At 41.8% G+C, this 12269-nt stretch carries 11 protein-coding genes and 1 tRNA gene; 5 read left to right on the plus strand and 7 right to left on the minus strand.

The window, feature by feature from the left end:
* Nucleotides 1–19: 19 nt before the first annotated feature.
* From ID165_RS21785 to ID165_RS21795, 3 genes are all read left to right on the plus strand, one after another.
* Entirely contained in the window at nt 20–1369 is a 1350-nt protein-coding gene (locus ID165_RS21785; RefSeq protein ID WP_192347533.1) for a hypothetical protein, read from the plus strand.
* A 232-nt stretch (nt 1370–1601) separates the two neighbouring features.
* Entirely contained in the window at nt 1602–2198 is a 597-nt protein-coding gene (locus ID165_RS21790) for a Crp/Fnr family transcriptional regulator (RefSeq protein ID WP_192347534.1), read from the plus strand.
* 69 nt (nt 2199–2267) lie between these two features.
* Nucleotides 2268–2666: a nuclear transport factor 2 family protein gene (locus ID165_RS21795; protein WP_192347535.1), complete on the plus strand. Its 399-nt coding sequence runs from the start codon at nt 2268–2270 to the stop codon at nt 2664–2666.
* Nucleotides 2667–2715: 49 nt separating this feature from the next.
* On the opposite strand, the gene ID165_RS21800 is transcribed toward ID165_RS21795, so the two are convergent.
* From ID165_RS21800 to uvrA, 3 genes are all read right to left on the minus strand, one after another.
* A tRNA-Val gene (locus ID165_RS21800) sits at nt 2716–2790 on the minus strand.
* A gap of 51 nt (nt 2791–2841) precedes the next feature.
* On the minus strand, nt 2842–3516 hold the full coding sequence (locus tag ID165_RS21805; protein WP_192347536.1) for a hypothetical protein: 675 nt from the start codon (nt 3514–3516) through the stop codon (nt 2842–2844).
* A gap of 271 nt (nt 3517–3787) precedes the next feature.
* Entirely contained in the window at nt 3788–6604 is a 2817-nt protein-coding gene (uvrA, locus tag ID165_RS21810; protein ID WP_192347537.1) for an excinuclease ABC subunit UvrA, read from the minus strand.
* A 314-nt stretch (nt 6605–6918) separates the two neighbouring features.
* Here uvrA and pnuC point away from each other — a divergent pair, with 314 nt between their 5' ends.
* Both pnuC and ID165_RS21820 read left to right on the plus strand, forming a co-directional pair.
* Nucleotides 6919–7551 carry a nicotinamide riboside transporter PnuC gene (pnuC, locus tag ID165_RS21815; protein WP_192347538.1) on the plus strand — a complete coding sequence of 211 codons (633 nt, stop codon included), beginning with the start codon at nt 6919–6921 and terminating at the stop codon, nt 7549–7551.
* A 218-nt stretch (nt 7552–7769) separates the two neighbouring features.
* Nucleotides 7770–8291 (plus strand): AAA family ATPase, encoded by a 522-nt coding sequence (locus ID165_RS21820; protein ID WP_192347539.1) that lies wholly within the window; start codon nt 7770–7772, stop codon nt 8289–8291.
* 51 nt (nt 8292–8342) lie between these two features.
* On the opposite strand, the gene ID165_RS21825 is transcribed toward ID165_RS21820, so the two are convergent.
* The 4 genes from ID165_RS21825 to ID165_RS21835 all read right to left on the minus strand — a co-directional run bounded on the left by ID165_RS21825 (nt 8343) and on the right by ID165_RS21835 (nt 12239).
* Nucleotides 8343–9428: a serine hydrolase gene (locus ID165_RS21825; RefSeq protein WP_192347540.1), complete on the minus strand. Its 1086-nt coding sequence runs from the start codon at nt 9426–9428 to the stop codon at nt 8343–8345.
* A 90-nt stretch (nt 9429–9518) separates the two neighbouring features.
* On the minus strand, nt 9519–9668 hold the full coding sequence (locus tag ID165_RS26805) for a hypothetical protein (RefSeq protein WP_225586866.1): 150 nt from the start codon (nt 9666–9668) through the stop codon (nt 9519–9521).
* A 107-nt stretch (nt 9669–9775) separates the two neighbouring features.
* Entirely contained in the window at nt 9776–11317 is a 1542-nt protein-coding gene (locus ID165_RS21830; RefSeq protein ID WP_192347541.1) for a M20/M25/M40 family metallo-hydrolase, read from the minus strand.
* 106 nt (nt 11318–11423) lie between these two features.
* On the minus strand, nt 11424–12239 hold the full coding sequence (locus ID165_RS21835; RefSeq protein ID WP_192347542.1) for an alpha/beta hydrolase family protein: 816 nt from the start codon (nt 12237–12239) through the stop codon (nt 11424–11426).
* Nucleotides 12240–12269: the final 30 nt, after the last annotated feature.

The raw sequence follows: 12269 nt of genomic DNA on the forward strand, positions 1-12269 counted from the left end.
GTCAAAAAAATATATAGAGATGAGATTACATAATGCAAATCCTTTGGATCATAGTCCATTACCGACCGCCCCGAGTTTGCTGGTTCATACACAATCTTTTATTGATGATATCAAGAATCGTGAAGTTTCTATCATGAGAATTTTAAAGATCGCTTCTTTGGAGACTTGTCCCATCGTATTTACACCAATTAATAATATTGAAGTTAATGCGGTATTGGAAGATTTTAATCTTGATATAGCTAGTTACTATTTACAAAGCAACTATTATATAGTGAAATGCAACTATATCGAAGCTAGATTCTCTGACGAAACTGATCCTATTTTTCTGCAGAATTTTGAAAAAGAGCGGGGATATAGTTTAAATGACAGTATGTTAATGAATAGTGGTTACTTCCACTACCATATTTCTAGAACTGCTCCTCGTTCAATAAATATCCATCGCTCATTGGACATATTGCAGGTTTACCATGTTAAAAACCGCATTTTTAAAGCGTATACTGATTTTGAAATTGGACAGTTCTTATATGATATTATATCTACCAATCGTCAAATACCAAATTATAAAACATTATTTATAGCTTTCAATAATTTGAGAGCTGCATTTTCTGAAGACGGAGAAACCATTGAAAACCTTCTCCAAAGTCTGAATGACCGAATGATGTTAATGAATAAATCGGTCATGGAGTTAAAGTACCAATCGCTCAAGACCGTAACAAATAATGCCTCTTCCGATATCATGTATCACCTTAGTTACTTTGTGATACTAGTTACCAGTAGTTTTGATAACATGGCATGGATCATTAACTATATGTATAAGTTGGATTTTTCTTTATTCGACAAGACAAAGAATAAAGTGAAATTGCAAAATGTTTATTCGCCCCAAAACAAACCTAATGATGATTATTATAAATCCTTAGCACAAAAGGCTCCGGTAATTCACGCTTTTTTGTTGACGAATGAAATTTCTTGTTTCATTGATTTCATTTATCCTCTAAGGGATTCAATTCAACATAGAAGTTTTATTAAGCCATTAACCTTAGGTGGAAAAGGTAAGAGTGATAAGCTACTAATATGGTTTCCAAATGATGTGAGAAAAACATTAGAGGAACGAGGTTTTTTAGCTGAGAATTATGGTTTTCAGAAAGAAACGTCTGAACAAATGAATCGAGACTATTATGACATTTATATTTTCAGCAAAAAGGTTCATCAAGAGGTGGTAGAATTGGTAAATACGGTTTGTGGTATGATCGACCTTGCGGTTTCATTAAAGATATCTCCGGAGGAACAACAAAAAATTTCCAATGGAATTGCAAGTTTTTATAGTGATCCTTTTGTTGGTTTAAAAGTGCAAGAAGCTATGATTTATTAGCTATATATGAGCATTGTTCATTCGAAGCCTAGATAAAGATGTCGTTATTTCGTACACTAAGTAACGCCTAATCCTCTATGTCAGTTAATTTGAAAGTTTTAAATCATATTAAGAGATAGGATTGAAATCTGTTTTAAAGCAGTCTGAAGACTGCAATGAATTGAGCACAAGTCGTGAGACTTTGCGCTAAGGGGCATGCAAGTAGTTAAAATTGAAATAGTTAATTGGTTTTATGGATAAAGAATCAGAGAGGTGTTTTAAGAAATTCAGGGCGCATATTGAAAAACATGTCAAAATAGTTGATTCAGAAATGGAGATGATTGGCGGATATTTTTCTATTAGAAAAATAGCTAAAAGAACCGATCTCCTTGAGCCGGGAAATATTTGCCGCTTCGAAAACTTTGTTGTTTCCGGTCTATTTCAAAGTTCAGTGTTAGACGAGACAGGAAAAGTATATACACTGAATTTTCCCCATGAAGACTGGTGGGTGGGTGATTTCAAAAGCTTTACTTCCAGAACTCCTTCAATTATGAGAATCGAAACGTTGGAAGATTCCGTTTTGCTTGAAATATCAAAAAGTTCTCTCGATGAATTATTGGCGAATTCCCTGCCCTTCGCAAAATACTTTAGGATACTCAGCGAGAATGCAAGTATGGCTGCCAATGATCGCATTCTCAATCAAATGTCCCAATCAGCGGAGCAGCGTTATGAAATGTTTTGTGGGAAATATGCTGCGGTCAAAGACCGTCTATCCCAGAGGAGAATTGCTTCCTTTTTAGGGATTTCCCCGGAATATTTCAATCAGCTCGATAAGAGAAAGAAATCTTAAAAATCTTAATGTAGTTAAAGTTTTTCAGGATTCTGCTGCTGTAGTTTTGCTTAACCTAACTGTGAAAAGATGACTGGAAAGCACCCAAACATTCAATTAATCGAAAGCTTTTTCAACGCGTATTCAACTGCTGATTTTGATGGAATGAGGCAGGTAATGTCTGCAGATATCAAGTGGCACATTCCGGGCAAGCACCCACTTAGCGGGACAAAAAATGGAATTGCCGAACTTATGGATTATTTGGAAAAGCTCAATCAATTTGGCTTCAAGGCAGAGCAGATTGTAATAGGCGTAAATGACAATTATGTAATCGATTGTCACAGAAACTGGAGTACTGCGCCTGGCAGGCCTGTTTTGAATGCAATGTCTTGCTTGCTATGGAAGATTGAGGAGAATAAGATTGTAGAGGTTTTCAATTTCCCGCAGGATCAACATATGGTTGATGGGTTTTTCAACAAGGTTGCTTAACCAATCGAAATATGGAAGAAGGGAAATTTTGTGATAAAGGAAAAAATTGTGGAACCTAAGGGATTCGAACCCATGACCTCTGCTCTGTCAAAGCAGCGCTCTAAACCAACTGAGCTAAGATTCCTGATTGTGCTGCGAATCTATTTAAATGCTGAAGAAATTGCCAGCGACTAGACTAAACTTTTTCCGAAAGGAGACTTTTTAGAATAGAAGAGATAGTGGCATGAAATTTTTCGAAATCTTTCTCGGGGGCAACACCTGTAATTTTGAAGGTTTGGTTAAGCTTTTGGTACATATAGAAAATGCCAATTTTGTCTCCCTTGGCTCCGGACTGAAATCTTACCCATCTGGCCGGAGCATCATCGATAACTGTTTTACCTTGTTCGAGTAGTTTTAGGTTTGAATGCTCGTCTGCCAGCACATAGCGAAGTTCAAAATCAAAATCCTCATCAAAGGAAGGTTTTTCGCCTAGCGATTCGACAAAGTCTGACCCTTTGGCATTCTCTACATAGGTGATAGAGACGTAGGCATCTTTGATTTCAAGAGTGTGAATCTCATAAGTATAACCGTCATCTTTTACCTCCCAGCCATCAGGCAGAAGATAGCTGAACTTGATTTCAGGATCTTTGACCTCGACCCTTTTTTGGGCTGAGGAAATAAGGGGAATTAATGCCAGTGTAAAGCAGAGAAGCAGACGGTGTATCATAATGATTATTCGATTAAAAATAAAAACCGTTTCAGTGATTCCAAGCTGGAATATATCAATCCTGTGCAGTCTTGCAAAATCCTTAACGTATGCTTTAAGGATAATTAAGAATTTATGATTATCCGCAATGATGCCAGTAGCCATATTTTCCTTGCTTTATTAGCTGGAAGACCGATGACCGAAGTAGCCTCATCGCTAAAGTTTACCAAATCTTATGTCGCTTTGCTTTTTTATTGGTAGAAAAGTGGATATACAGAAAAGAATTTAGAGGAAGGAGTAGCAGGAGCCTGGCCAATTATAAAATATAGAAAAATCTCCCTCGGATATTTTATTTTATAATTTCCTTTTCGATAATGAAGCTTGTGGCACTAGTTATTTTCTTGCCCTTTGCATCGTAGCGCCTTTGCGGGAGACCTTATACGAAAGCCTCCCTCAAATACTTCGAAGTATAATTCCCTTCTTCCTTCATCATATCCTCAGGTGTTCCCTCAAAAGTCAGGTACCCTCCTTTATTTCCGCCTTCAGGCCCCAGATCAATCACCCAATCAGCAGATTTGATCACCTCGGTATTATGCTCGATGATAATCACCGAATGACCCTGATCGATCAGCGCATTGATGGAGTGAAGGAGCTTTTTGATGTCATGGAAATGAAGACCTGTCGTCGGTTCATCGAAGATAAAAAGAATCTGGTCACCGGCTTTTGTTCCGCCTTTTCCCAGAAAAGATGCCAGCTTCACCCGCTGCGCTTCACCGCCCGAAAGCGTGTTGGAGCTTTGCCCCATGCCGATGTAGCCTAAACCAACTTCCTGCAGCGGCTGAAGTTTATTGATGATCTGGGTTTTTCCTTTGAAGAAGTCCAGCGCTTCATCAATGGTCATATCCAACACATCTGAAATGTCCTTTTCCTTGTATTTGACATCCAAAATCTCATTCTTAAACCGCTTGCCTTTGCAGGATTCGCACGTCAGATGAATATCCGCCATAAACTGCATTTCTACAGTAGTGATGCCTTCTCCTGCGCAGTTTTCACAGCGTCCTCCATCTACGTTGAAGGAGAAAAAAGCAGGTTTGTAGCCTCGCTGCTTGGAGATAGTTTGCTCAGAAAACAGTGTTCTGATTGCATCATATGCTTTCACATAGGTCACCGGATTGGAACGGGAGGACTTGCCGATGGGATTTTGATCCACAAATTCCACCTGGGAAATGGACTTGTAATCCCCTTCGATTTTGTCATATTTACCACTTTCATCTATGACCGTTCCCAGCATTTTGCCAAGGGCCGGATAAAGCACTTTTTTGATCAAGGTGGACTTGCCTGATCCGGAAACTCCGGTAACAACCGTGAGTGTATTAAGCGGGAATTGGACCGAGATGTTTTTCAGGTTGTTTTCCCTAGCACCTTTTACCTTGACGGAATCTTTCCACTTTCGGTTTCCGTCTTTTTTGAAGATTTGCTCCTCACCACGCAGATATTTTGCAGTATAGGTCAGTGCAGAAGCCATGAGGTCTTCGATAGATCCCTGAAACAGCAACTCTCCACCATTGACCCCGGCATCAGGTCCGATATCGATGATCTGATCGGCAGCCTTCATCACTTTTTCCTCATGTTCCACCACGATCACGGTATTGCCCATGTCTCGAAGAGATTTCAGCACTCCGATCAGTCGGTCTGTATCCCTTGGGTGAAGTCCAATGCTGGGCTCATCTAATATGTACATGGAACCAACCAGTGCCGATCCTAGAGAAGTAGCCAATTTGATGCGTTGAAATTCCCCTCCCGAAAGCGTGGAAGTCAAGCGATTCAAGGTCAGGTAGCCCAACCCAACTTGATCCATGTATTCCAAACGACTCTGGATTTCCTTGAGCAGTCGGTTGGCGATCTTGGCCTGATGGGGCGGAAGATCAAGGTTATTGAAAAATGGCAAGGCTTCATCTATCGGCATCAATACCAAATCAGTGATGGATTTGCCCTCTATTTTCACATAGGAAGCGTCTTTGCGCAAGCGTGTTCCCTTACAATCCGGGCAGGTGGTTCTACCGCGGAAGCGGGAAAGCATCACCCGATATTGGATCTTGTGGGTTTTGGTTTCCAAATCTTTGAAAAATGCATCCAAACCTTTGAAAAACTTGTTTCCTGTCCAGAGAAGAGCTTTTTCTTTATCGTTCAGATCTTCATAAGCTCTGTGAATTGGGAAATCAAACTCGATTCCTTTTTTCAAAAGAGGCTCAACCCAACTGCGGGATGATTCTCCCCGCCAAGGCGCAATTGCCCCTTCATACACCGAAAGATCTTTCTCAGGGATAACCAGGTCGGGATCAATTCCCAACACATTTCCAAAACCTTCGCAGGTTCTACAGGCTCCGAATGGATTGTTGAATGAGAAGAAATTTACTGATGGAATTTCAAATTGCATCCCATCAAGTTCGAAGCGATCAGAAAAACTTCTGGTCTCCATTCCCGGAATGGTGATCTTGCAATCGCCGTGACCTTCGAAGAGTGCCGTCTGTACAGAATCAGCAATTCGGAACTGGTTGTCCTCGTCTTCCTTATTCACCGCCACACGGTCGATCAGGATTTCATAAGTACCTTTTGGAATCTTTTTCTCCTGAAGTAAATCTTCCACAAAATAAGCCTCATTATCGATCAAAATCCTTGTGTAGCCTTTGTGCAAGAGTAAATCTAGCTCTTGATTGATTTTTCTTCCCCGTTCGATTTGCAGGGGACAAGAGATCATGACTTTCGATCCTTCTTCGAAAGACTGAATATAATCCACAATATCCGTGACGGTGTGGTGTTTTACCTCTTTGCCGGAAATCGGAGAGATGGTTTTGCCTATTCTGGAGAAAAGCAACTTCAGATAATCATAGATTTCTGTGGTAGTTCCTACGGTAGAGCGGGGATTTTTGGTATTGACTTTTTGCTGGATGGCGATGGCCGGTGCTACGCCCTTGATGTATTCCACATCAGGTTTTTCCATTCTGCCTAGGAATTGGCGGGCGTAGGAACTGAGGCTTTCCACATACATGCGTTGGCCTTCAGCAAAAAGCGTATCGAAGGCTAGGGAAGATTTTCCGGAACCGGAAAGTCCTGTCACCACGACAAATTTATTTCGGGGAATCGCGACGCTCAGGCTTTTCAGGTTGTTCACCCGGGCGTTTTTGATGATTATAAATTCTCGGGGATCGAGGGAATCGATGTCTGTTTTAGCGGATAAAGTGCTCAAAGTCATAGCTGGCAAAGTTACGAAAGGAACAGCCAAAGTCTGAAAAAAGTTGGGGAGGTTCTTATTATTTGTTCTCAGGTTGTCCCTTTGTGTTGTCAGGGACAGTGTTCCTATTGGCGGATTGTTTTTGATTGTTGGGAAATGAATTTAAACGACATGGTCTAGTAGAGGTCGCAGGGAAACAAGATCTGTGTTGTCATTAACTATCGTCAACCCTTGATTGCCAGACTTCAGGCATTAGGCCTACCTTTTTCTTTTAAGTTAGACTTTTCCACTTTACAACATTCACACCTTCCAACTTTTATCCCTTTCTTCGCACCATGGATTGGCAATTCTTAATCGATGGTTTTACGGAGGGGCTACAGCAGATGACCTGGCTGGAGGGGTTCGCCGTGATTTTGGGGATTGCCTCGGTGTATTTTTCTATGAGAGTAAACATCCTGGTTTATCCTACCGGGATTATTTCTACACTGATTTATGTTTGGATTTGCTTGCAGTATAAGCTGTATGCAGATATGGGAATCAATGCCTATTATTTCAGCATGTCTATATATGGCTGGTATGTGTGGACCCATCCCAAGGAAGGGAAGGAAGAATTACCTGTCACTTGGCTGAAACCTAGTGGCTGGGCCGTTTCTATCGCAATTTTTGCGGCGTCCTACGTTATTCTAGCCCATGTTCTGGCTAATTTCACTGATAGCGATGTTCCTTATTGGGATTCTTTCACCACGGCTTCGGCTTTTGTAGGCATGTGGCTGATGGCCAAGAAGAAAGTGGAAAACTGGATATTCTGGATTTTGACAGATTTGGTAGCTGTCCCTTTGTACTTTTATAAAGGCTTAATATTAACCTCATTTCAATACCTTTTCTTCACGGTTTTGGCAATTATGGGATTAATTGCTTGGATTAAATCAGCTAATAGAAATAGCTTTGAATTGGAAGGTCACAAATAGAGTTAGAAATAAACATACTTAGTCTGGTTTCAGGAATAATTTGCTTTTGCTTAAAAATCCCTCTGGAAATACTTCGGGACAGGCTCAAATCCTCCGCCGTGGCGAAGGGATTTACCGAATATGAACTTCAATCTTTGATTAAAAAAATTCTATAATATTCACATCGTGCCCTATGTGTAAATCTTTGTGATCTCCGTGGTAAAATTTATCATCAAAAAATGTCTGAACCTAAGCGAATATTAATCCTTGGGCCTGAATCTACAGGCAAGAGTACCTTGGCTGAAGACTTGGCTGAATATTTTATGGAGCCATGGGTTCCGGAATTCGCACGGGAATACCTGGAGGAAATGGAGAGAGAATACCGTTATGAGGATTTGGTTAAAATCGGGAAAGGGCAGGCTGCCTTGGAAGATCAAGCAGCCGAAGAAGCGAAGAACTATCTGTTTTGCGATACAGACCAGCGGGTTATCCACATCTGGTCGGAGCATAGATTTGGGAAAACAGATCCCTGGGTAATGGAACAAATCGTCCGGAGAAAATACGACTTAATTCTGCTTACTGATACGGATTTGCCTTGGGCACCGGATCCTCAGCGGGAATATCCTGAACTGGAAATGCGGCAGTATTTTTTCAAAAAGTACCTTCAACTAGCAAAAGAAAGCGGGTTTCCGTATTTGATTATTTCAGGTGATCGGAAGAAGAGGTTAAACGCTGCTGTGGCAGCTATAACTAGACTTTAGGATTAAACGCTATAATTTTTCAATCTTTAAATCTTCCAATTTTCAATCTCTTCACCATTTTCCAAGAGAAAGGGTTGCTGCCTCCACAAGTCTCATCATGTCCGGATAGGCATTGTTGTTTAGAATGATAATGGTCTTGTTTTCTTCTATATACCGTACGATAATAGTTTTGTAGCCCGGGTTATCTCCCGTATGCATGACCATTTTACCGAAGGGACTTTGAGGCTTGATCTCCCAGCCGAAGCCGTAATAACTCAAAAATCCGTCGTCTAACTTGTAAGGAGTGAAAGCCGCTTCCATGGTCTCTTTTGAAACCAGCTTTTCTTTGTAAAGTGCCTGATCCCATTTATACAAGTCTTTCACATTGCTGGAAACTCTACCAGGACCTTTTCTATTGCCAAGCCAAACGGTATAATCAGATGAGTGAAAAGTATTTGCGTTGACAAATTTGCCCTCCTCATTCTTAAGATATCCTGCTGCGAATGTCATTACCCCGGCTTTTTCCTCCAGCGCTCTAATACCGGAATTTTTCATTTTCAACGGATCAAATATCCAGGCTTTGCTAAGTTTCACAAAGTCTTCACCCGTCACCTTTTCTACCACACTTGCCAACAAAACGTATCCTGTATTACTGTATTCATATTTTGCACCTGGCCCAAAAGATTTTTGAGGAGCGTATTCTCTTAGGTATTCCAGGATTTCGGGATTCCCGGCTACTCTGCTTTTATCCCAATGCTCGTCCATGATAGCCTGATAATCCGGAAGCCCACTAGTATGAGTGAGTAGGTTTCGAATAGTAATTCCAGGATAAGGTATATCTATATAATTGGCTAATGGATCGTCAAAATCCAGAAGGCCCTTCTCCTCGCACATCATGATCATCATGGCAGTGAATTGCTTGGAAAGGGAGGCTAGTTCGAAGATATCATCCTTATGAAGCAAAATTCGATTTTCATAGGTTCGCATGCCCATGGCTTCTTCGAAAAGGATTTCTCCTTTTCCAGCAACTAGAATTACACCGGAAAAGCCTTCTTTTTTTGCTCTTTCAACTGCTTCTTTCAGGATTTTTTGCTGTGCGATTCCGCTAGTCTGAAAGGATACAAAAGCCAAAAGGAAGAATGCAAGGAATTTGTTCATGTCAGTGTGGATTAGTCAGAAAATTACAAAACCTTTTGCATTAATGGGAAGAAAAGGTGAATTGGGATTAAAAACGGGCCAGCTACAGGATCAGAACTGGATTAGTTCATAGGTTAAAAAAGTATTCATCAATTTGAAGTGCTTATCAAGCGTAAAAAGCGCGATTTTTTCTTCAATTACTTGTTGTAGGATTATCAAATCCGGGATGCCGACATTGTTGATTCCATTTTTAAGATTCATCACTTGATAGTTTCTGATCACGTCCCAATTAATACGCGTCGTTATTTTTTCAAGTGAAAAAGCCACGGAATTCCGTGGCTTTCATTATATAGCATGGGTTATGTTTTCTATTCCACTCCTCCTTTTCTGGTAGGAGATCGCATAGCTGGCCATTCCGTGGGTTCACCGTTTCTTCCAGTTGGAATACGGACTTCTCTCGATACCATGTCATCTTCTTCACTGGCCATGTACACCATGATAGCGGCCATGATCACGTTGTTCTGCACATCGTCAAACACGATTTTGTCGTAGGTATCCAAGTTGGTATGCCAGGTATAATTGAAGTATGACCAGTTCAGAGAGCCTAGTGAGAATGCAGGAACGCCGGCCGCTACAAAGGAAGCGTAGTCAGATCCACCACCGCCAGGATTGCCGGGAAAATTGGTCTGGATGTCCTTTGTGATTTCACGGGGCACCTTATTCATCCATCTACCCAAGTATTCATAGCTGTGTACAAAGCCTTGTCCGGATACATTGGCTATACGTCCTGTTCCGTTGTCCTGATTGAAAACCGCCTGGATCTTTGGCATCATCTCAGGGTGGTCTTCTACGAAAGCTCTGGAACCGTTTAGTCCCTGTTCTTCTGAACCCCAGTGACCAACCAAGATTGTTCTCTTAGGATTGGGATATACTTCTTTCAATACGCGCATCACTTCCATCATCATGATCGTACCTGTACCGTTGTCAGTCGCACCGGTACCGCCATCCCAAGAATCAAAGTGGGCAGAAAGCACCACATATTCCTCAGGTTTCTCGGATCCTTTGATTTCAGCAATGGTGTTGAATGTAGGAACCATGCCGTTTTCTTTGGACTGGGCATTGATGCTGATCATAGGTTTCTCGCCACTTTCTGCCAACCTGAAAAGCAAGCCATAATCTTCCAAGGATAGATCTACAGTAGGGACTTTTTTGGTGGATGCGGAGAATATTTTGTTTGCTCCAAAACCCTGAGACCAGTAGGAAGTGATAATTCCAAGTGCCCCTGCGTCTTCTAAGGCCATTGGCAATTCCCTTCTTCCTTTTCCGGTTTTCTGAAGCCGCTCATTCCAAGCATTATTGGATTCTGTACGTTCCTCTTTCATTTTTTCGAAAGATTCCGGGGTTGCAAATTCCTCCCAGTTGTAGTCAGGACGACCGGTCACTTGGGGGGCAGAAATCATCACATATTTACCTTTTACTGAAGGGAGCCATTTGGCGAAGGCGACTGAATCGGCAAGATCAGGAAGCACCACTACCTCACCCTGAGCTCCGCCTTTTGGAGAGGCAGGACTCCAGGCCAGTTGCTGACCACTCAGGGATTTTGTCCAGGGAGCCACCATGTCGATGTGGGTGATCCCTCTTTCCCATCCTCTCCATTCGCCCCATTGCTCGTTGCGGGCTTCGATTCCCCAGCCTTTGTATTTTTCTACAGCCCAGTCATGAGCTTTTTTCATTTGAGGAGAACCTACCAATCTCGGTCCGATCCCATCCATCAGTTCATGGCCGATCTGCTTCAGCTGAGAGTTCTCGGTTTCCTCTTTGATGATTTTTTCGATCACTTCATTTTGAGCGTGGACGTGGCTGCCCACAAGGAGCATGAGGCCCATGCCCAGTACGTATCTCTTCTTCATATTTGGTTTATTTTAATCTTAAAATTAGACTTTGCCAACCTCATTTCCGCGCCGTTTGTGGATTTAGGGGAGAGATGAGACTAGATTTTCTGTCAACAAAGTTTTTTCACCTATCCTTAAAATATTTATCAAAAAACACCAACTGATACTGCACTGCGTCTGCCCAATATTCCCAAGTATGGCCTCCCGGACCTGTCATGAAGGTATGGGGAATATTGTTGTACGTGAGTTTCTCATGCAACTTCACATTCACATCATAGAAGAAATCTTCTGTGCCGCAACTGATGATTAATTTCAGTTGATTCGGTATCAGGCGATGGCTTTGATACATTACTGAGTATTCCTCCCAGCGCTCGGGATTTTCTGCTTTGGTTCCCAGATATTTTTTCATCTCCCAGTTCTCGGGAAAAGGGCCGATATCCACACCCCCGCTGAGACTTCCTGCTGTACCGAAAGTATCTTGATGGCGAAATGCCAGATAAAGCGCGCCGTGTCCGCCCATACTCAAGCCCGTGATAGCTCTTCCTTCGCGGCTTTGAACCGTACTGTATTCTTTGTCGATAAATTCTACAAGTTCTTTAGCCACATAAGTCTCATATTTGGAATTTGCCACTTCCGGGCTATCCCAATACCAACTTCCGAAATTTCCGTCCGGATTTACGATTATCATGTCATATTGATCGGCGTAGGATTGCAGCTGAGGGACTTTCGTGATCCAGTTGGAGTAGTTTCCTGAATACCCGTGAAGCAGATAGACAACTGGATAATCTTTGGTCTCAGAATACTCTGCCGGAGTAATCACTACAGCCTTAATTTCCTTTTGCATGGAAGGACTGAAGGTGGCCACGGTGTCTACGCTTGCAAAGACATGTAGGGATAGCAGAAAAGCAAATGCAAGCAGAATGGGGAATTTGTTTTTCATTTCAGGGTTTAAATAGGTTTAGGGGATTGA

The sequence above is a fragment of the Algoriphagus sp. Y33 genome (genome assembly GCF_014838715.1).
Lineage (GTDB): Bacteria > Bacteroidota > Bacteroidia > Cytophagales > Cyclobacteriaceae > Algoriphagus.